This is a genomic window from Bacteroidetes bacterium endosymbiont of Geopemphigus sp., from assembly GCF_002904345.1.
In the GTDB taxonomy this organism is placed as follows: domain Bacteria; phylum Bacteroidota; class Bacteroidia; order Flavobacteriales; family Blattabacteriaceae; genus GSPS2-BC2016.
The window spans coordinates 354,635-374,937 of record NZ_PEIH01000005.1 but is presented as its reverse complement, the minus strand read 5'-3'; the positions used below and the strand labels follow the sequence as shown (position 1 = coordinate 374,937).

The 20,303-nt window shown below is 38.6% G+C and carries 17 protein-coding genes; 13 read left to right on the top strand and 4 right to left on the bottom strand.

Going from position 1 to position 20,303, the window contains the following annotated elements; all coding sequences use genetic code 11:
• The first annotated feature begins 32 nt into the window (after window positions 1–32).
• From rpmF to CS842_RS07145, 4 genes are all read left to right on the top strand, one after another.
• A complete protein-coding gene (gene rpmF / locus CS842_RS03030; RefSeq protein WP_103327416.1) occupies window positions 33–233 on the top strand; it encodes a 50S ribosomal protein L32 in 201 nt (66 codons plus the stop codon).
• A 104-nt stretch (window positions 234–337) separates the two neighbouring features.
• Entirely contained in the window at window positions 338–802 is a 465-nt protein-coding gene (gene accB, locus CS842_RS03025) for an acetyl-CoA carboxylase biotin carboxyl carrier protein (protein WP_103327415.1), read from the top strand.
• Window positions 803–829: 27 nt separating this feature from the next.
• On the top strand, window positions 830–2,188 hold the full coding sequence (accC, locus tag CS842_RS03020; protein WP_103327414.1) for an acetyl-CoA carboxylase biotin carboxylase subunit: 1,359 nt from the start codon (window positions 830–832) through the stop codon (window positions 2,186–2,188).
• Window positions 2,189–2,198: 10 nt separating this feature from the next.
• Window positions 2,199–2,318, top strand: coding sequence for a DUF3109 family protein (locus CS842_RS07145; RefSeq protein WP_241518425.1), 120 nt, complete (start codon window positions 2,199–2,201; stop codon window positions 2,316–2,318).
• Between the two features lie 368 nt (window positions 2,319–2,686).
• On the opposite strand, the gene lysS is transcribed toward CS842_RS07145, so the two are convergent.
• Window positions 2,687–4,207 (bottom strand): lysine--tRNA ligase, encoded by a 1,521-nt coding sequence (gene lysS / locus CS842_RS03010; RefSeq protein ID WP_103327413.1) that lies wholly within the window; start codon window positions 4,205–4,207, stop codon window positions 2,687–2,689.
• A 528-nt stretch (window positions 4,208–4,735) separates the two neighbouring features.
• Between lysS and CS842_RS03005 the strand changes: the two genes are divergently transcribed.
• The 8 genes from CS842_RS03005 (at window position 4,736) to ilvA (ending at window position 14,419) form a co-directional block, all read left to right on the top strand.
• Window positions 4,736–4,945 carry a hypothetical protein gene (locus CS842_RS03005; RefSeq protein WP_103327412.1) on the top strand — a complete coding sequence of 70 codons (210 nt, stop codon included), beginning with the start codon at window positions 4,736–4,738 and terminating at the stop codon, window positions 4,943–4,945.
• A gap of 122 nt (window positions 4,946–5,067) precedes the next feature.
• Window positions 5,068–5,268: a hypothetical protein gene (locus CS842_RS03000; protein ID WP_103327411.1), complete on the top strand. Its 201-nt coding sequence runs from the start codon at window positions 5,068–5,070 to the stop codon at window positions 5,266–5,268.
• 337 nt (window positions 5,269–5,605) lie between these two features.
• Window positions 5,606–6,382 (top strand): lysophospholipid acyltransferase family protein, encoded by a 777-nt coding sequence (locus CS842_RS02995; RefSeq protein ID WP_103328018.1) that lies wholly within the window; start codon window positions 5,606–5,608, stop codon window positions 6,380–6,382.
• A gap of 1,844 nt (window positions 6,383–8,226) precedes the next feature.
• The gene (gene ilvD / locus CS842_RS02985) at window positions 8,227–9,909 is read left to right on the top strand and encodes a dihydroxy-acid dehydratase (RefSeq protein ID WP_103327409.1); all 1,683 of its coding nucleotides are present in this window, start codon (window positions 8,227–8,229) and stop codon (window positions 9,907–9,909) included.
• Window positions 9,910–9,914: 5 nt separating this feature from the next.
• Entirely contained in the window at window positions 9,915–11,606 is a 1,692-nt protein-coding gene (gene ilvB, locus CS842_RS02980; RefSeq protein WP_103328017.1) for a biosynthetic-type acetolactate synthase large subunit, read from the top strand.
• Between the two features lie 14 nt (window positions 11,607–11,620).
• A complete protein-coding gene (locus tag CS842_RS02975; protein WP_103327408.1) occupies window positions 11,621–11,932 on the top strand; it encodes an ACT domain-containing protein in 312 nt (103 codons plus the stop codon).
• 21 nt (window positions 11,933–11,953) lie between these two features.
• Window positions 11,954–13,042 carry a ketol-acid reductoisomerase gene (ilvC, locus tag CS842_RS02970; protein WP_103327407.1) on the top strand — a complete coding sequence of 363 codons (1,089 nt, stop codon included), beginning with the start codon at window positions 11,954–11,956 and terminating at the stop codon, window positions 13,040–13,042.
• Between the two features lie 123 nt (window positions 13,043–13,165).
• Window positions 13,166–14,419, top strand: coding sequence for a threonine ammonia-lyase (gene ilvA, locus CS842_RS02965; RefSeq protein WP_103327406.1), 1,254 nt, complete (start codon window positions 13,166–13,168; stop codon window positions 14,417–14,419).
• Window positions 14,420–14,734: 315 nt separating this feature from the next.
• Here ilvA and CS842_RS02960 read toward each other — a convergent pair whose 3' ends face one another.
• Entirely contained in the window at window positions 14,735–15,040 is a 306-nt protein-coding gene (locus tag CS842_RS02960) for a hypothetical protein (protein ID WP_103327405.1), read from the bottom strand.
• Window positions 15,041–16,258: 1,218 nt separating this feature from the next.
• Between CS842_RS02960 and recG the strand changes: the two genes are divergently transcribed.
• On the top strand, window positions 16,259–18,364 hold the full coding sequence (recG, locus tag CS842_RS02950; RefSeq protein ID WP_103327403.1) for an ATP-dependent DNA helicase RecG: 2,106 nt from the start codon (window positions 16,259–16,261) through the stop codon (window positions 18,362–18,364).
• A gap of 113 nt (window positions 18,365–18,477) precedes the next feature.
• On the opposite strand, the gene CS842_RS02945 is transcribed toward recG, so the two are convergent.
• Together CS842_RS02945 and CS842_RS02940 are read right to left on the bottom strand one after the other, a co-directional pair.
• Window positions 18,478–18,777, bottom strand: coding sequence for an AEC family transporter (locus tag CS842_RS02945; protein ID WP_146037439.1), 300 nt, complete (start codon window positions 18,775–18,777; stop codon window positions 18,478–18,480).
• Window positions 18,778–19,075: 298 nt separating this feature from the next.
• Complete coding sequence (locus CS842_RS02940) at window positions 19,076–20,281, bottom strand: AI-2E family transporter (RefSeq protein ID WP_195909854.1); 1,206 nt, start codon at window positions 20,279–20,281, stop codon at window positions 19,076–19,078.
• Between the last annotated feature and the right edge of the window lie 22 nt (window positions 20,282–20,303).

The following is a 20,303-nucleotide window of genomic DNA, read 5'->3' as shown; positions in this document are numbered from 1 at the left end:
TTTGTAACTCATTTATTAGAAAAAAACGACTTATGCCCCATCCTAAAAGAAGACAATCAAAATCCAAAAGAGATAAAAGAAGAACGCATTATAAAGCTACTTTACCTCAGCTTTCCACTTGCCCTGCAACAGGACAAATTCATTTATCTCATCGCGCCCATTGGTATGAAGATAAGCTCTACTATAGAGGAAAAGTAGTTTTAGAGAAAAAAAATTCTAAGGAAGAGGCTTAAGATATTGAACCTGTGATTGTCCAGAATTCTACCTTTTTAGGTAGAATTTTTATTTATGAAGCATAAGAATTTAAGAAGAGTATTCTTTAAGAGAAAAAAATACTATGGATTTAAAAGACATCAAGGCTCTTATACAGTTGATCTCAAAGTTGGAACTAAAAGAATTTGAATACCAATCAGCTGACGTTAGAATTCGTATAAAGAATGTTATTTCTTCGGTAAATGATCAAAGGAAAGAGCCTTTGACCGTATTTGATCCGCCAGTTTCTGCAAAATCTACTTGCGATCCTGAGCCAACATCTCATCGGGAGGGTTTACCGGATGAGGAGTTTCTAAGCATACGTTCACCCATGATCGGCACTTTTTATGAACGTCCGGCTCCTGATAAAGAGGTTTTCGTAAAATTAGGAGATAGGGTAGAGGCCGGGCAAACTGTTTGCGTCATCGAGGCGATGAAACTTTTCAACGAGATAGAATCAGAAGTTTCAGGTCGTATCGTAAAGGTTCTTGTTGAAGACGCTTCTCCTGTAGAGTATGATCAGTTGTTGTTTTTAGTGGATCCCTCTTAAAATTCTGATTGTTGAAAAAAGATACGAATGTTTAAGAAAATACTCATTGCCAATCGTGGTGAAATCGCTCTTCGTATTATAAGAACTGCGCGTGAAATGGGAATAAAAACCGTTGCAGTCTACTCTACGGCAGATCGACTTAGTCTGCACGTACGCTTTGCTGATGAAGCTGTATGTATCGGACCTCCTGCTCCCAGAGATTCTTATCTAAATATTCCACATATCGTTGCCGCAGCTGAAATTACTAACGTAGATGCTATTCATCCAGGTTATGGTTTTTTAGCTGAAAATGCTTATTTCTCTTCTATGTGTGCCAAACATGGTATTAAGTTCATAGGAGCTTCTTCAGAACAAATCCACCAAATGGGCGATAAGTCTTCGGCTAAAGAAACGATGAAAAAAGCCGATGTGCCCTGTATACCCGGGTCAGAAGGTATCCTTTCTTCTTATGAGAGCGCTCTTGAGGTGGCTAAACAAGTGGGTTATCCCATCATGCTTAAAGCCAGCGCTGGAGGAGGGGGGAAAGGCATGCGAGCCATCTGGAGTAAAGAAGAGCTTAAAAAAGCCTGGGAGACCTCCAGACAAGAGGCCAAATCCGCTTTTGGGAATGATGATATGTACATGGAAAAATTCATCCTAGAGCCTAGGCATATAGAGATACAAGTAGCCGGAGATCAATATGGCAACGCCTGCCATCTATCCGAGCGAGACTGCTCGATACAGCGTCGCCATCAAAAACTGGTAGAAGAGACCCCTTCGCCTTTTATGACGGAAGCTTTGCGTAAAAAAATGGGTGAAGCGGCGGTCAAGGCTACTTCTTTTATAGAATATGAAGGCGTAGGTACTGTAGAGTTTCTCGTGGATAAAAGAGGAAATTTCTATTTTATGGAGATGAATACCCGAATACAAGTAGAACATACTATTACTGAAGAGGTTACAGGTTACGATCTTATCAGAGAGCAAATTTTACTCGCTGCTGGAGAGAAGCTCTCGGGAGAGAATTACTATCCTAGAAGGCATTCCATAGAATGCCGTATTAATGCTGAAGATTCTTATCATGGTTTTCGTCCGTTACCCGGTAAAATTATACAGATGCACACTCCCGGTGGGCAGGGCATTCGTATAGATACACATGCTTATGCCGGTTACGTGATTCCTCCTTATTATGATTCGATGATCGCTAAGTTAATTACCACGGCTCGTAGCCGTGATCAGGCGATTTTCAAAATGCGTCGTGCTTTGGATGAATTTGTCGTGGAAGGAATCCAGACTACCATACCCTTTCATAGGCAACTTATGCATGATAAGCAGTTCTTATCAGGTAATTACACTACTAAATTCCTGGAGGATTTTCAGCCTAATGTGCACTTTGCACAAGAACATTGAAAATAAATCCATGATACAGATCGGCGCAAGTTTAATTTCTGATGAGCTTTTAGAAGGGGAATTTCTTTGTAATCTTACCTCTTGTAAAGGCGCCTGCTGTGTAGAGGGCGACTTCGGCGCCCCTTTTTGAGGTATCAGAGCTTGAGACTCTTGAGCAGATTTACCCAAAAAGGTTCTTCCCTTATATTCGCCTTGAAGGAATAGCTTCCGTGCAAGTACAAGGCAAGCATACTATGGATCATGAGGGTGATCTGGTCACACACACACCCCTTGTAGGAAAAAAAGGACCATGTGCCTAGTCTATCTACAAAATCATTTTGATCATCATAAATTAAATATTTCGATATATTATGGGTACGATCCTTTCCTTATTAGGTACTGAATATCAAAATCTGGATTCACAAAAAGTCAAGCAAGGATTTTATCTCCTGTTATAAAACTTCATGAGTACAGAAAGAGATCGATAAACAGAAAGTTTTTTGCTCAACTAAAATACTATTAAGAAATATTTTGTTTTCTTTCAATCTTTTTTTCAGGTCGCATTTGCGGAAAAAGCAAGACTTCCTGAATAGAAGTTTGTCCTGTAAGCAGCATGACCAGTCGATCTATGCCAATGCCAATACCCGCAGTAGGAGGCATGCCGAATTCTAGAGCGCGTACAAAATCATGATCGATATACATAGCTTCGTCATCTCCTTTTTCAGCCAGCTTTAACTGTTCTTTAAAGCGCTTCAATTGATCAATTGGATCGTTAAGCTCTGAATAAGCGTTAGCAATTTCTATACCGTTGATAAAGAGTTCAAAGCGCTCGGTCAATCCTTTCTTTTCACGATGTTTTTTAGTTAGCGGGCTCATTTCAATCGGGTGATCAGTGATAAAAGTGGGTTGTATATAGTTTTTTTCACATTTTTCGCTGAAAATTTCATCGATAAGCTTGCCCCTGTCCATCATTTTATCTACCTTTATATTCAATTTTTCACAAATTCCCCTAAGTGCTTTTTCATCCATACAGTTTACATCAAAACCTGTATGTATTTTGATGGCTTCATAAATCGGAACGCGAGGAAAAGGTTTTTTAAAGGATAAGGTTTGATTATTTATTTTTATATCCCTACTTCCCTGTAGGGAAAGACAAAGTTTTTCCAGTAGTTCTTCTATAAAGTCCATCATCCAGTGGTAGTCTTTATAGGCCACGTATAACTCAAGTATAGTAAATTCAGGATTGTGGGTTCGGTCCATACCTTCATTGCGAAAGTCCTTAGCAAATTCATACACTCCCTGAAACCCTCCTACGATCAATCGCTTAAGGTATAGTTCATTGGCGACGCGCAGATACAAAGGAATATCCAGAGCATTGTGATGAGTGCTAAAAGCTCGCGCGTTAGCCCCTCCTGCAATAGGCTGAAGTATGGGGGTTTCTACTTCTATATAGTCGTATTTATTTAAAAATTCCCGAATCAATTGTACAATACGACTGCGCTTGAGAAATACCTCTTTGGTCGATTCATTGATGATAAGATCTACATAGCGCATGCGATAGCGTTGTTCCGGATCAGAAAACGCATCATAAGTTTGACCTTCCTCGTCAATTTTTACCTGAGGCAGTGGCCTTAGTGCCTTGCTTAAAAGGATAAGTTTTTGAACATGCAGGGTGATCTCTCCCACGCGGGTTTTAAATAGAAATCCTTCCGCTCCAATGATATCCCCCAGATCCAGCAGTTTTTTAAAAAGTACGTTATAAGCTGTTTTTTCAGTATCTCCTGAAATATCGTCACGAGTGATATAAAGTTGTATGGATCCGCTATGGTCTTTAAGCTCGGCAAAAGAAGCTTTACCCATCATCCGTATTCGCATAAGACGGCCCGCAATACGTACGCTTTGATTTTCTTTATAATTTTCGATAAGCGCCCTGGTGGAAGCGCTCACATTATAAGCAGCTGCCGGATAGCTTTCTATGCCTAGCGCCTGAAGCTGCTCTAATTTATTTTTGCGTACGATCTCTTGCTCGGATAAAGGCATATGGTAAATTTATTTTCTCCCATAAAAATAGCGGAAGTTTCTAAGAAAAAACCAAACAAGTAGACTTGATAAAACTTAATATGATGATAGTCATGAAAAAAAGCTTGGTTTATATAGAAAATTAAAGACTGATTTATGTATTAAATATTAATTAATATCTTATTTACTATAAAAGTATATAATACTTGTATCTTAGCTTTTTGATAAAAATTATATAAGGTGTACGTAAAACATATCCTGTTTTACTTATTCTTATTGCTTTTAGCTTGCTATGATAAATACGATGATATAAAATCTCCCGCTTTAGAAGTGCACGGACATAAATAAATTGAGTGATCCACAAGATTTACAGACTAGCAGAAAAATTCTTACACAACAGTAAGAAATTATTATAAAGACGCTACAGATCCTTTTATTATATCAGATCAAGCTATTTATAAAATTGACCAGAAGGGCGCTCTTGTAAAACAGGGCGCCGAAGGAAAAGGTCCTGAAAAAATCAATATAGTAAAAAAGGACAATACCCATATGGATCTTAAATGGGAAGGACGAGAATTGCAATTTTTTAAAAAGCCTTATGACATTAGGGAATTCTATCACGGCTGGAAATTTACCGGCAATGAAAAAACGATCTCCAAGAATATGCGGGTATGGAGAGAACCTCAGGTTATTAAATTTAAAATCCTCGCAGGGAAAGATGGGACGGTAAGGAAGTTAAAGAAGAAGAATTCCGTATAATTCGAGGGTGATAACAAAAATCTTTACCTTTTCTTTCCCGGAAACCCAGATCTGAATCATTATCAACTTGGTTTTTTAAATTTCCCGTTTATGATCTGAAGAGTCATGATTCTGAACATATTATGCTATTTAAAGAGCCTAAAGTTCAACTGAATTCTTCTCGAAATACCATCACTACTACCACTTTAAATGATAGAAATCAAGAAGGTATGGCTTTCTATATCCTGGATTACGATTCAGAGAAGGGCACGCTTAAAACGCTTAGGGTACTTAAAAATTTAAGATCTTTACTTATTATAAAATTAACTAGGAAAGAGAGGTGAATAAATAATTTCGGCATAGACTTTAAAATCTTAACTTTATGAAGTTAAATACACTCGGCAGGATTTATGATTTCTTTTATAGAGAAGGACAGGAGGTATTTATTTATAACTGTCTTATATATTATTTTTTCTTTTGAAATATTTTTCCTTTCATGAAGATTACATTTGTGTTCTGACAATTCTTACGATATTTCTTATACGGAATATGTGTCAGTATATTACCAACTGTCCTTCCTTCCATTTACAAGGGTAAGTAAAAGGTTTTGTTGAGAAAAACTTGCTTAGACGCTCGCTTCTTATAAAAAATATACCTTTACCTAATAAAAAAGTAAATCTTTTGAAAAAAAGAAAAAGCACCTTGTTTCAGGATATATTCGGCAATATTCATGTAATAAAACGTTCTTTGATTTTTATTTTTGGCTGTATCTCATACAATCGTTATAATGGCTTTAATAAACTCAAGCTTAAGGGTACCGAAGAACTCCTGGACCTTCCCGACCGCAATGTGTTGTTCGTATCGAATCATCAGACTTATTTTGCAGATGTTTTCGCTATGTATCATGTATTTTGTAGCGTTAAAAACGGTTTTGTAAATACTATAAAGAATCCGATTTATCTTTTCAATCCAAAAATTAATCTTTATTATGTAGCCGCCAAAGAGACGATGAGTAAAGGTTGGCTTACTAAATTATTTACTTATTCGGGCGCTATCATTATAAAACGCACCTGGCGTGAGTCCGGAAAAGATATCAATCGTCCTGTAGATATTTCTGAAATTACTCGTATAGGCGTAGCTCTTAATGATGGGTGGCTCATTACCTTTCCGCAAGGTACTACCACTCCTTTTGCGCCCGGACGCAGAGGTGTTATTCACATCATTCGAAAATTCAATCCTGTTGTAATTCCTATTGTTATCGATGGATTTCAAGATGCCTATGATAAAAAGGGATTGAAGATAAAAGAAAAAGGCATCTTGCAAAAGATGACCTTCAAGTCGCCGTTAACCTTTGACTTTGAAAAAGAAAATGCTGATCAGATGCTTGTAAAAATCATGGACGCTATTGAGCAGTCTCCTCGTTTTAGAACTAGGAAAGAGAAGTCATCATTAAGATGAAATTCCATTTTTTATGATCAAGGGTATATTACAAATCTTGCCCAGGATATTTAAAAAAATCTTATGGTATCTCATTAACTGCAAAAATGATAGTTCGTAAAAATAGAGTTTACTTTTAAAGTACTTTTAACTCTCCTGTTAATAAAATTTTATAGATCCGGACCTTCTAAAATTTTGAACCTTACAAAGGTAAGGGGTCTTCTCTTAGATTTTTATCATCTTTTCGGTAGATCTTATCCGATACTATTATTAAATAGATGTTTTCAGAACATATTTCTTTATGGGATTTACAGAGAAAAAATATTTATCTCGAAAACTCAAGGGCAATTCCTCATTCAGGGGGAGATTTCAGGAGTTATCTTTTCAATAGTAAAAGCCATCCTACCGGGCTGTAGGAGTGATAAGAGCGGTGGATGGTTTTTAATAGGTATTAAGCATCTGATTGATAAACCAATTTTTTATTTAATATATCGCACGGCTTTTTATTCGTTTTTTTATGTTTTTTAATCAGATTTGGTGTTGTTTCAGAGAAGCTTCTATAATCTTTTTCCGACGTCAGTTTTTGCTCTTGAATAAAATTCTTCTGCCTCTCGTTTGATGCCTTTAGCATATTGCTGCTCTTTCGGTCAAATCTGGCCCATAACTTTCTTTGAAGAATGCGGCTGATTTTCATACAAATTCCGGGGCTGGATTATCCGAAAGCGGTACATTTCAAGGGGTAGTTTTTATCTCCTGAGAGATTTTTTCTTTTAATTTTGTATGTTGGGGAGTCGTGGTTGTAAGATCATATATTTTATGACAATCATCAGATTTATTTTTGTATAATTTCTTTTCCCATGAAATCATTCTCTAAGGTTATTTAACGATTGTATAACAGTCCGTTATCGGGTGATTTAGAATTGAAAAAAGGGGAGTCACTCCAGAGATACAGATGTGGATCGGCGGTCCATGTATCTACCACAGTAGTCTGCGGATCTTTTTCAAGGTCATTTATATAACAAAAGTATAATCCAGAACTTGTATTAAAAAACAAGCCCCAATTCAACACTCTCTGATCGTTCCTTTCTTTGGTGAGTTTTTACAGATAGCAAATAGCCTGTAGTTCGTGCAAAATCATCACAGATGCCTGTTTTCATTAAAAATGCCAAAATAGCGCGCGTTCTATCATTAAATTTTAACGTGGAAATGGCCCATAATTTTTGATAAGCTTCTAGTGTAATTTCCCTTGAGATTTAAAATATCGTAGACTTGATTTACTTCCCAGGAGAGAGTTTTTCGCGTACTTTGTCAAATACCGCATAAGCTATGCTTTCTCTTTCCAAAAGTATTAATCTTCATTAGGATCTCCTGAAAATACTTTGGAATCATATAAAAACTCATCCATATCATCTGAGTCCTCCTCAAAATATTTATCGCTTATTGTGTAATTTATTTATAATACTTAGTTATTTTATTGTTATATAAAATTATATTATAATCAATTTTGTTCACATTAATATACAATAAATAATCGTTAAATCATTGTATAATTTATATTAATAATGTAAATTCAAGATTTTTTTACACCAAGGATTACTTTAAAAAAATAATTTATGAAATTATTAATTTTATGTTAAAAAATAAGTTTTGAAGAAAAAATATCAATTTTTTTTGCAAATCATTTTTTTTGATTACGTTTGTTTCATGGAGCAGTTCTACATTCTATTGATAAACATTACTCTAGTGGTCACACTCTTGATCAGACAGAGGGGTAGGCATTAATGTAAAATGTAAATTACATACGGACCCTGCCCTGAAATAGGCAGGGTTTTTTATTGGACAGATAAAGTTTTGTAAATCAAAAAATGAAAAGGCAAATCAATCACTTTAGCGCTCAGCTAACACAGGACTCCAGTCTTCCGGCGGCTCAGGCCATGCTCTATGCCACAGGCTTAAAGGAAGAAGATTTAAAAAAAGCTCAGATAGGAATTGTAAGCAATTGGTATGAAGGGAATCCTTGTAATATGCATTTGAACTTTTTGGGTCAACAAATTAAACGTTCTGTGCAGGCGAAAGAGTTGGTAGGGTTTCAATTCAATACCATAGGAGTGAGCGATGGAATTTCTATGGGAACTTTAGGGATGAGGTATTCTTTGCCTTCTCGTGAGTTGATTGCCGATAGCATAGAAACCGTTGTGAACGCCCAGCATTATGACGGGGTGATTGCTATACCCGGTTGCGATAAAAATATGCCTGGCGTTTTAATGGCGCTTTTAAGAATCAACCGCCCATCTATTATCGTATATGGTGGGAGCATTGCTTCAGGTCGCTACAAAGGTAAGAAACTTGATGTAGTATCCGCTTTTGAAGCTTTAGGTAAAAGAAACCAGGAACAAATATCAGAGAAAGAATATAAAGAGATCATTAAAAATTCCTGTCCCGGTGCTGGAGCTTGTGGAGGAATGTATACAGCCAATACCATGGCGTCAGCTCTTGAAGCTATGGGAATGACTTTACCTTATTCTTCTTCCAGGCCGGCTCTAGGAGCAGATAAAGAATGGGAATGCTTGCAAACAGGGGAGGCTATTAAAAAACTCTTGCAAAGAAATATCAAACCTAAAGATATTCTCACTAAAAAATCTCTTGAAAATGCTGTAAGTTTAGCTGTGGCCTTAGGTGGATCAACCAATCTGGTTTTGCATTTGTTAGCCATTGCAAAAACTGCAGGCATAGATCTTACGCTTAAAGATTTCCAGAAAATTAACGACAGAGTCCCTTTTATAGGAAATTTAAAACCCAGTGGGGAATTCTTAATGGAAGATCTACACGCCATTGGCGGAACTCCCTCTATTATGAAATATTTATTAGAAAAAGGTATCCTACAAGGAGACTGCTTGACGGTTACCGGTGAGACGCTGGAAGAAAACTTAAAATCAACGCCTATCCTTTCTTTTGACCAAAAGGTGATCTATCCTTTGCATCAACCTATAAAGAAAGACGGGCATCTTCGTATTCTTTATGGTAATCTTGCTCCGCAAGGGGCTGTGGCTAAAATTACCGGAAAAGAAGGTTTTAAGTTTTCCGGTCCTGCCCGGGTTTTTGATTCGGAAGAAGCGGTCAATTGCGCCATTTTGGCGCGTGAGATTTGTAAAGGAGATGTCATCGTGATCCGCTATGTCGGACCTAAAGGCGGTCCGGGTATGCCTGAAATGCTTAAGCCTACAGCTTATATCATGGGCGCCGGTTTGGGAAAGGAAGTGGCCCTGATCACCGATGGAAGATTTTCCGGGGGATCCCACGGCTTTGTCGTGGGACATATCACCCCGGAAGCCCAGCAAGGGGGGGCTATTGCCTTTATAAATGACGGAGATATCATCACAATCGATGCTAAAAATAATCTCCTTACTGTTGAAGTAAATGGAAATGAGTGGAGCAGACGTAAGGAAAAATGGCAGGCTCCCCCTTTAAAAGTCACCGAAGGCTTTCTTTATAAATACGCGAAAACTGTCTCTTCTGCATCGCAGGGATGCTTAACCGATCAATTCTAAAAGTTATGCAAGAAAAAACATATATCGGATCAGATATTCTAGTAAAAGAGCTTTTGGCTGAAAAGGTGGAATATATTTTCGGTTATCCCGGCGGAGCGATCATGCCTGTTTATGACGCGCTGTACCGTTATTCAGATCATATTCATCATATACTTACACGTCATGAGCAAGGGGCTATTCATGCTGCGCAGGGCTATGCCCGTGTAAGTGGAAAAGTCGGCGTATGTGTTTCCACCTCAGGGCCTGGTGCAACCAATCTTATTACCGGCTTAGCTGATGCTCTTATAGATAGCACGCCCATAGTTTGCATTACCGGACAGGTGCCTTCCAATTTGTTAGGCACAGATGCTTTTCAGGAAATTGATGTCATAGATATTTCATTGCCCGTAACTAAGTGGAACGCGCAAATCACTCGCGTTTGCGATATTACTTATATAATTCGCAAAGCTTTTTATATCGCTCGTAGTGGTCGACCCGGTCCGGTCCTTATAGATATCACTAAGGACGCTCAGTTGCAAAAAGATATATTTCAGAAAACCATATGCCAAGAGGTATCAAACTTTCACCCTTATCCTCAGGTGCATGAAAATAATATAAAAACCGCCGCCGCACTGATTAACTCTGCAAAAAAACCTTTGGCACTTGTCGGTCAGGGCGTAACTTTAGCTAATGCTGAAGAAGAATTTAAAGCCTTTGTGGAAAAAGCAGACATTCCCGTAGCAAGCACTCTTTTGGGATTGGATGTCATGGATAGCGTTCATCCTCTTTTTGTGGGCATGCTTGGCATGCATGGAAGTTACGCTCCAAATATTCTGACCAATCAGTGTGATGTACTTATCGCTGTGGGCATGCGCTTTGATGATAGAGTAACGGGAGATGTCAACCGATACGCGCGCCAGGCTAAGGTGATTCATTTAGAGATCGAAGCTTGTGAAATCGGAAAAAATATTTTCTCTCATGTACCTGTGCTTGGGGATTGTAAGGAGAGCTTGCCTTTATTAACTGAAAAAATTCGTAAGGCTGCTCATAAGGGATGGCTGGCTCATTTCAGGATTATGCAACGGAAAGAAGAAAAGATTATACAAGAAGATTTAAATCCTGAAAAAGATGATTTAACTATGGGCGAGGTAATTAAATGGATCAACCAATATAAAGATAAAGATGCTGTTTTGGTTACCGATGTAGGGCAGCACCAGATGATTGCCTCGCGTTATTTTAATTTTTCCTCTCGAAAAAGCCAGATTACTTCGGGTGGTCTTGGCACCATGGGCTTTTCATTGCCGGCAGCTATCGGCGCACAATTCGGCGCAAGAGATCGTCAGATCATCTGTTTAGTGGGTGATGGGGGACTGCAAATGACTCTTCAAGAATTTGGAACAATTCTTCAGGATCAACTTCCGATAAAGATCGTTTTGCTTAACAATAATATTCTTGGAATGGTGCACCAGTGGCAGGACTTGTTTTTTGAAAAGCGATATTCCTCGACAGAGCTCCTTAATCCGGACTTTATGCAACTGGCAAAGGCCTATGATATGCAGGGTAGAAAAATAACCCGAAGAGAGGATTTACAAAAAGCTCTAAAGGAAATGTTTGAACTTAAAAAGGCTTGTCTTTTGGAGGTAGTGGTGAAAAAACAATACAATGTTTTCCCGATGATTCCTTCCGGAGCGGCTGTAGATGAAGTTCGTTTGGCTTAAAAAATAGTTGTACCATGAAAAATAAATTCAAAATCGTTATTCTGGCAAGTAATTTTGCAAGGATTATCATTCGTATTCTTATTATATTGAATCGAAGAAATATTAATATTCTTTATCTTAATGTTGTTCCTCTCGAGGACTCTCAAACAATGCGCTGTACTCTTGAGGTGGAAAATTCTGAAGAGAGTATGCATAAAGTAATTAAGCAAATAGAGAAACAAATCGGCGTGATTTCAACTCTTTACCAAGAGAGTGATAAAGAAAAGTTCATTCCAGTCATAAAACAAGAAAAGAGCTCTATGCCCTCAGGATATATTCAAAATTAAACGCTAAAAAACCAAATAGAAATGAAAATAAAATTCGGTCCCGTTGAAGAAAATGTCATTACAAGAGATGAATTTTCCTTAGAAAAAGCAAAACAAGTATTAAAAGATGAGGTAATAGCCGTCATAGGGTATGGTATTCAAGGTCCCGGGCAGGCTTTAAATCTCAGAGACAATAATCTTTCGGTGATCGTGGGTCAAAGAAAAAATTCACCCTCCTGGGATAAAGCCTTAAAAGATGGCTGGGTAGAAGGAGAAAACCTTTTTGAAGTGGAAGAAGCCGCGAATCGCGGCACCATTATTATGAATTTGCTTTCTGACGCAGGGCAAATCACGGTATGGCCTGTTTTAAAGAAATACCTTACTCCCGGAAAGTCGTTGTATTTTTCCCATGGGTTTGGGCTTTTCTTTCATGAGAAAACCGGCATATATCCCCCTAAAGATATCGATGTGTTTTTGGTAGCTCCCAAAGGATCCGGAACCAGTGTAAGAAGATTGTTTTTAAAAGGAAAAGGCATCAACTCGAGCTATGCTATCTATAAGGACTACAGTGGACGTGCCCAGGAAAAGACCTTTGCCATAGGCATGGCGATAGGCTCCGGTTATCTTTTTGAAACCAATTTTAAAAATGAGGTTTTATCGGATCTTGCCGGAGAACGCGGATCTTTAATGGGCGCTATACAGGGTATATTCGCCGCTCAATATCAGGTGTTGCGAGATAATGGACATTCCCCTTCAGAGGCTTTTAACGAAACCGTTGAGGAATTTACTGAAAGCTTAATGCCTCTTATCGGAGAAAACGGAATGCAATGGATGTATTCCAACTGCTCTACCACTGCGCAAAGAGGAGCTTTGGACTGGTGGAAAAAATTCAGGGACGCTACGATGCCTGTTTTTAAAGAATTATATAATGAAGTAGCCTCAGGTAATGAGGCGCAGCGCACTATAGACGCCAACAGCCAGGAGAACTATAGGGAAAAGCTCAAAGAAGAGCTTAAGGAATTAAGTCAAAGCGAGTTATGGAAAGTTGGAGCTACCGTTCGAAAGCTCAGACCCATAGAAGATGAAAAATCTCACGAAAAAGCTCAGGGAGCTTGCTGTATGCCTAAATAAAATATGCTGATTTGATTTATAGCCTCATCATTTTTGACGCCTGTTTCTTATGGAATCAGGCGTCAATTTTTTATGAGTCTTGTGATTTTTTTATTGAATTATTGTAAAATATAAATAAAAACTATGTGTAGTTATTTTCCCGCTGTGGAAGATGTTTTGAAAGCCCGAGAGCGATTAAAGGATATCATCACACACACACCTTTGCAGAAGAATCATTATTTATCCGAGAAATATCAGGCGCAGATTTACCTCAAGCGTGAAGATCTGCAGACTGTGCGGTCTTATAAGATCAGAGGAGCCTACAATAAAATGAAAAGCATCCCACTTGAGCAATTAAAAAGGGGTATTGTGTGCGCCAGCGCCGGAAATCACGCACAAGGGGTAGCGTATTCATGTTTTAAGTTGCAGATTCCTGGAAAAATTTATATGCCTACCACAACTCCCCGACAAAAGATTCAGCGTGTAAAAATGTTTGGGAAAGAATATGTAGAGGTCCTCATCATAGGGGATAACTTCGATGCCGCCTATCAAGAAGCTCTGATAGATTGTCAGAAATATCAAAAAAATTTTATCCATCCTTTTGATGATCCCAAGATCATTGAAGGGCAGGCCACTGTTGGAGTGGAAATTCTTGAAGATTGCAAAGGGGTGATAGATTATCTGATTTTGCCTATAGGAGGGGGTGGACTTGCCGCCGGACTTGGAGGTTTTTTTCATCATAAAATGCCCTATACTAGGATCATAGGAGTAGAACCCCAGGGTGCGCCTGCCATGAAACGTTCTCTGGAGGCCGGAAGAATAATAGAGCTTGATGAAATCGATAAATTTGTAGATGGCGCCGCCGTTAAAAAGGTAGGTAGTTACAATTTCGATATTTGCCGTAAAGTACTTTCCCAGCTAAAGGATATTCCTGAAGGGAAGGTATGTACCGCCATGCTAGAACTTTACAATATGGAAGCTATCGTAGCCGAGCCCGCCGGGGCTTTATCTATCGCGGCGCTGGATGATTGTTCGGAAGAAATCCGTGGAAAAAACGTGGTTTGTATTCTAAGCGGCGGGAATAACGATATTATCCGTACCGAGGAGATCCGTGAGCGTTCTTTGTTATATGAAGGCTTTAAACATTACTTTATCGTGCGCTTCCCTCAACGTGCCGGGGCCCTTAAGGAATTCGTCAATAATATCTTGGGGACCTGCGACGATATTGCTTATTTTCAATATTCCAAGAAGACCTCACGTCAAGAAGGACCTGCTATTATCGGTATAGAACTGGCTGATAAGAAAGATTTTTCAGAACTTATGAAAAGGATGCGGCAATCGAACATGCCTTTTCAATATATCAACGAAAATCCTGATTTGTTTCAATTACTGATCTAGCTTAAGGATTCCGTTAAGTTTAAAGGGATATTTCGCCCCATATTGAAAACCCCTTTACGGCCCCGACTTCATTCTTATCCATAGATTTATAGCGGCTTAAGTGATCCTGATAAGCTACATCGATTAAGATATCTCCTAAGGGAAACCATTTTAAAATAGTTTCTTCTTTTTTTATTTGCTATATTTTCTCCGATACCTGCATACAAATCCCGTAAGCCGTAGTAGTAGGGGGTTCCGCTTTATAAGCGTTGAATACTTCATTTTGCGCGAAATAATTGGTATAACCCAAATTAATAAAAGTCTTTTTCAAAAAGCTCAGAGGTAAAAAGGAAGCTTTTTCACTGCCGGTATGGCAGGTATATAACGCATGCTCTTATCTTTTTGATGGGTAAAAATACCTTTGACCAGTCTCAGGCTGTTTTTCCTCTCCAGCCATTGAACGGGCTGTGGATTAACATTCAAAACTACCCCTCCATCATATAAAAAGGAATTGTTTTGCTTAAACTGAAAGGTATCTTCACTTTCTTTAATACTTAATTTCTGCGGATAGATAAAGCCTTCTACGCTATTGTAGAAAGCAGATATTTCCAGATGAACGTCTTTTCCGATATATGGAGCCACTCTACTTGCTAGTTGTGTTCAGTTTTTAAATCTGAATTTCCAGTTTCATAACTGTTTGTTCTCGAGTGTTCTCCGCACGCCAGAAGTTCCAGGGCATTAGGTTGAGTGGAATCCCTTTACATAATTGGCTCTTAAGTTGATTTTTGGGTTGACGGCATAAGAAAAACCTAGGGAGAGACGACGCTCAGGTCTTTAAATGTACGTTGGGTCTCTTCAAAATCCAAAGGAAGATTAGAGTCTTCAAGCGATTTAGGGATTGAGTTTTTGATAAATTTAGTGTGAATATTTCTCCAGTCATAGCGCAGAACCCCTATCAAAGAGCTTATAATTAAGAATGAGAATTTCATCGCTTTATTGTACGATTGTAAAATCAGCTGATTTATCTGATCACTATCCGGAATTTCGCGTTGGTTGTTGTGCTGATAGGCAATTTTAGCCTGTAGTTTATGATCTTTTATACCGATATCTTGCCTGAGCTGCAGGGTATAATGTCCTAGTTTTTAATTACGAACTTGAACCTTCCCTGCTAGTCTCTATTTCCTTCGTTGATGCCTACTTTTTGATTAAAACCGCTCATTAAAAAGTGGATGCTTCAGGAATAATTCTTTCCTAGAGAGCCACTGAAATTAAGGATTTCATAGGCACTGTTAAATGCCCTGCCAGCATCACCCATAGGATTGTCTGCAATGAAAGCATATTTCTGGAGATCCAATGTTTATTTTTCTTGTAGGATTGTATTCGTGATAATTGGTATTTGCGCTAAAAGATCAGACCAATGTCCATGTTCCGTAGGACATATAGCAATAATTGGAAAAAGTGTTCTGCGTGTCATCTGTGAAATAGTAAACACCGTGTTTTCCATTTGCTGAAGGATCCTTACTCAGATTCCTAGACAACCTTCACTTGTAGATATGTCTCTATCTGGAGTGGCACAGGCTATTCTTTTGTTTGGATTTATCGCTCCGAAGTCTATAGAGGTGCAAGACCATGTACTTCTATCATGAGAAGATTAGATGCCTAATAAAATTTTCTTCTATGTTTATTTGAACTTTTTCAAGTTATGGAAAATTCAAATTTTTTCATGTTTTTTTTTTAATTGATGTATCCCTTTCAGTGGGAAGAGACGAGATGGAAATCTGCCCATTGCGAGTTGTAAAAAATTTCTGAAAGCAAAGGAACAAATCGTATTTTTGAGTCTTAGAGCATGGCAAAATTTTCATGTTGAAAACCCTACTGGAAACTCCCGCGGAATACCTTAAAGGTATTGGTCCGCAGCGCGCCCTTTGGCTTCGTGCCGAATACGGCATTAAAAATTACGAAGATCTTCTGAGTTTTTATCCCCGGCGCTATATCGATCGATCTCGTTTTTACAGAATTTCTGAACTCAGCGCTGCCCAGGCTGAGGTGCAGGTGACAGGTCGTATTACTTTTGCTGAGATGGTCCATAGAAACAAACGCAAACGTCTTGTAGCGCAGCTTGAAGATCAAAGCGGTAAGATCGATCTCATATGGTTTCAAAAGGCGGATATCATCGAGCGTTGGCTTCCCCGGGATCTTCCTGTGGTGGTTTTTGGACGTTTAAGTTTTTTTCAGGGACATCCTCAGATGACGCATCCCGAAATTGAACCTCTCGAGCACTATCATAGCTGTACCCCCATGCCTTTGCAACCTGTATGGACTATTTCTGAATTATTGCAAAAAAAAGGAATTCACCAGAGTTTTTTTATCAAAACTTTCCGGGAGCTCTTGCGCTTGTTCAAAGGTCGTATTCACGAAATATTCCCTGAGAATATAATGATTAATTGCGGTTTAATCAGTAGGGAAGAAGCTTTTTATCAAATCTATTTTCCAGAGTCTTTAGGCAAGCTTTCGAAAGCTCAGTATCGTTTAAAATTTGAAGAGCTTTTTTTTCTTCAATTGGCGCTTCTTATGCGCAGGTACCATCATAAAAAAATCCATTCGGGTTATCCCTTTACAAATGTAGGTTCGTATCTGCAGCGTTTCTACAGAGAGTGTTTGCCTTTTTCTTTAACTCAAGCGCAAAAGAGGGTTTTAAAAGAGATTCGCCATGATCTTGGGCAAAACGTTCAAATGAACCGGCTTTTGCAAGGGGATGTGGGAAGTGGAAAAACCCTCGTGGCGCTTATGGCTATGCTTATAGCCCTAGATAACGGTTTCCAGGCCTCTTTGATGGCTCCCACGGAAATCCTGGCAGCTCAGCATTATCAGATGCTCTCTGGACTCCTTTCGCCCTTAGGAATCATCGTTGCGTTCTTAACCGGGAGCACCTCGAGAACCGACAGACGTCAGCTTCATTATGGCTTGCGAGAAGGTCGGATTCTTATTCTTGTGGGTACACATGCTTTAATTGAAGATGAGGTGGTGTTTAAAAATCTGGGTTTGGCTGTAATAGATGAACAGCACCGTTTTGGTGTCATCCAGCGAGCGCGTCTGTGGAAAAAGAATGAGCGACCTCCTCATATATTGTTAATGACTGCCACGCCTATTCCTCGTACGCTCTCTATGACCCTTTATGGAGACCTTGATGTTTCTATCATAGATGAATTGCCCCCTGGGCGTAAAGCGATAAAAACTCTTCATCGTTATGAACACGCTCGTCTGGAGGTATTTGGGTTTATCAGAGATCAGATCGCTCACGGCAGACAGGTTTATATCGTTTATCCATTAATAGAAGAATCTGAAAAAGTCGACTATAAAAATTTAATGGAGGGCTATGAAAGTATCAGTCGAGCTTTTCCATTACCTGAATATCGTATAGGCATTTTGCATGGCAAGATGAGTTCTGTTGAAAAATCCGCTGAGATGAACCGATTTATTAAGGGAGAAACCCAAATTATGGTCTCTACCACAGTGATCGAAGTAGGTGTGGATGTCCAAAACGCTACGGTTATGCTCATTGAGAATGCCGAGCTTTTCGGTCTTTCGCAATTGCATCAGTTGCGTGGACGTGTCGGAAGAGGGGCTCGACAGAGTTATTGCTTGTTGATGAGCGATGAAAAAATAAGCAACGAGGCGCGCGCGCGCATTGAAGTGATATGTCGCAGCAACAATGGTTTTGAAATTGCCGAGGAGGATCTTCGCTTGCGCGGCCCGGGAGACTTAATGGGCACAAAACAGAGCGGTCTTTTGGATTTACGTATTGCCAATATATTTAAAGACAGTTGTGTTCTGGGCAAAGCGCGCGAGCAGGTGATGATTTTAACACGAGAAGACCCAGAGCTTTTAGCTTCGAATCATCATAAAATCCTTGAGATGTTTCAAAAGAAATATAGAGAAAAATTAAGCTGGGGAAAAATAGGTTGAAGATCTTTCTTGATCAGGCTGAAGATTATTTTTTATACATAAATAATTCTCAAGAGCGTTAAATACTTCTTTTTTTCTTGTTTTTCTTAGTTATAACCAGCGGTTATTTGCTTTCATTTTCGGTGAGGTGCAATAGCTGCCATGGCTTTATTATCTCCCCCCCCCATATCCTGACGGGCCAGTATATAGGAGCTCACCGCACAAGGCAAGGTGACGTAGAGCAAAGCAAGTTGAAAAGGAAAATCCTTTATTTTTATGGTTTTCAGAAGAAAATACACAACTATGGGCACAAGGATGAGTTTTATTAGCGTAGAACAGATAATGGCATTTATTTTTTTACTCTTTAAACTTAGTTGCAGTCCAGCACCTAACGAAAGCAAGCTTAGTGGAGTAGCGGGACATCCCCAAGATATTTTATAAAAACTCTAGGTACTCCCTGTATGGAGAGGTGGAAAAAATTAAACAATAATCTAACAAGGACAGTGAAGATCATAAGATTGTAAAAAACAGCTAAAATGACAGATCGAAAATCTCTTTTATGATTTTCGCCGTAATAGCTCATGATTATTACACTTATGATATTAATAAAAAGGACTCCGACATCCCTATAAATACATAAGAACTAAAACGCACGATCCCTTGAAAAAACGAAGTAAAAAGTCTGTTAGTTCTTAATTATTATAAGAAATTACAGAGAATTATGATTCAGAATTATCTTTTTCTTTGAAGGAGTTGTTGAATCCACTCGTGTTCTTTAAAAAATTCCCAAAGCGCCACGCGTATCACTGTATAGGCAGGAACGGCCAAGATCATTCCCAAAACGCCGAATAAGATTCCTCCGATGAGTATAGCCAGGAAAATTTCCACTGGGTGAGATTGTATGCTCTTTGAGTAAATTACAGGTTGATTGAAAAAGTTATCTATGATCTGAACCAAAAAATAAAACAACATAATTCGCAGAACCCTAGGTACAATATCTTCCTGAAATGGAATGCCTTCTTGTATAAGACTGCTCATGGACAAAAGCGCAAATACAAAAGCGCCTATAAGCGGACCTAGATAAGGAATCACATTGAGCAGAGCGCAAAAAAAAGCGATAATCAGAGCGTTTTTTATGCCAAAGATTAGTAATATACTCATGTAAAGAAGCAACATGATGGTTAACTGAAGGCTCAGACCGAAAAAATACCTGCTTAAAAGAGACTTGATTTTCGCTCCGGTAGCTTTATATTTTTCTCTGTTTGTCGCAGGAAAGAAAGAAAATAACAAATTATTAAAAAATATTCGATCTCTCATAAAGAAAAATGTTAAAAACAAGACCGAAAACATATCGATAAAAAATCCGCCTATAGCCATTATGAAATTGTTTAGATACTCGGGAAGCGCACTGTAATCTATATTGGAGAACAGCTCGACTTTTGACAAAGTCGAGAGGGTATGGATGCCATAACTTTCGAGCCAACGACTTAAAAGCATATATTGGCTACTGATAGTTTCCCGAAGTTCAGCGGTATTTAGTGGAGAAAGGTCCCTGGCTTGATGGGCGATGGTAGGAACAATGGTTCCCAAAATTCCCAAGAGAATAAAAACAAACAAACCTATAGTGAGCATCGCGCTTAGGCTTATGGGAAGGTGTAGTTTTTTATTGAAAAATTTTACTATTGGCCTTCCGATAGGAGAAAGGATCATGGCGCAGAGCAGATAGAAAAATATCTTTCTGATTTCCCAAAGAAAATAACCTAAAATTATGATCGCCACAATACCCAAAAAGCCTTTCACCAATTCTATAGCCAGTATGTCTTTCCCCTCATGAATTTTCTGATTTAATTTGTTTTCTGGTTCCTTCGTATGATTTTCAACCATCATTTTATCCTTGAAAAAACTACTCCATAAGTTCTGCAAAAAAACAGATAACATTAATTTTTTAGTCATGCTGTAT

Excerpts from the sequence above, each read along its gene's own strand:
- rpmF (WP_103327416.1), top strand. The coding sequence starts at position 33 with ATGCCCCATCCTAAAAGAAGACAATCAAAATCCAAAAGAGATAAAAGA.
- accB (WP_103327415.1), top strand. The coding sequence starts at position 338 with ATGGATTTAAAAGACATCAAGGCTCTTATACAGTTGATCTCAAAGTTG.
- accC (WP_103327414.1), top strand. The coding sequence starts at position 830 with ATGTTTAAGAAAATACTCATTGCCAATCGTGGTGAAATCGCTCTTCGT.
- CS842_RS07145 (WP_241518425.1), top strand. The coding sequence starts at position 2,199 with ATGATACAGATCGGCGCAAGTTTAATTTCTGATGAGCTTTTAGAAGGG.
- lysS (WP_103327413.1), bottom strand. The coding sequence starts at position 4,207 with ATGCCTTTATCCGAGCAAGAGATCGTACGCAAAAATAAATTAGAGCAG.
- CS842_RS03005 (WP_103327412.1), top strand. The coding sequence starts at position 4,736 with ATGGATCTTAAATGGGAAGGACGAGAATTGCAATTTTTTAAAAAGCCT.
- CS842_RS03000 (WP_103327411.1), top strand. The coding sequence starts at position 5,068 with ATGCTATTTAAAGAGCCTAAAGTTCAACTGAATTCTTCTCGAAATACC.
- ilvD (WP_103327409.1), top strand. The coding sequence starts at position 8,227 with ATGAAAAGGCAAATCAATCACTTTAGCGCTCAGCTAACACAGGACTCC.
- ilvB (WP_103328017.1), top strand. The coding sequence starts at position 9,915 with ATGCAAGAAAAAACATATATCGGATCAGATATTCTAGTAAAAGAGCTT.
- CS842_RS02975 (WP_103327408.1), top strand. The coding sequence starts at position 11,621 with ATGAAAAATAAATTCAAAATCGTTATTCTGGCAAGTAATTTTGCAAGG.
- ilvC (WP_103327407.1), top strand. The coding sequence starts at position 11,954 with ATGAAAATAAAATTCGGTCCCGTTGAAGAAAATGTCATTACAAGAGAT.
- ilvA (WP_103327406.1), top strand. The coding sequence starts at position 13,166 with ATGTGTAGTTATTTTCCCGCTGTGGAAGATGTTTTGAAAGCCCGAGAG.
- recG (WP_103327403.1), top strand. The coding sequence starts at position 16,259 with ATGTTGAAAACCCTACTGGAAACTCCCGCGGAATACCTTAAAGGTATT.
- CS842_RS02940 (WP_195909854.1), bottom strand. The coding sequence starts at position 20,281 with ATGTTATCTGTTTTTTTGCAGAACTTATGGAGTAGTTTTTTCAAGGAT.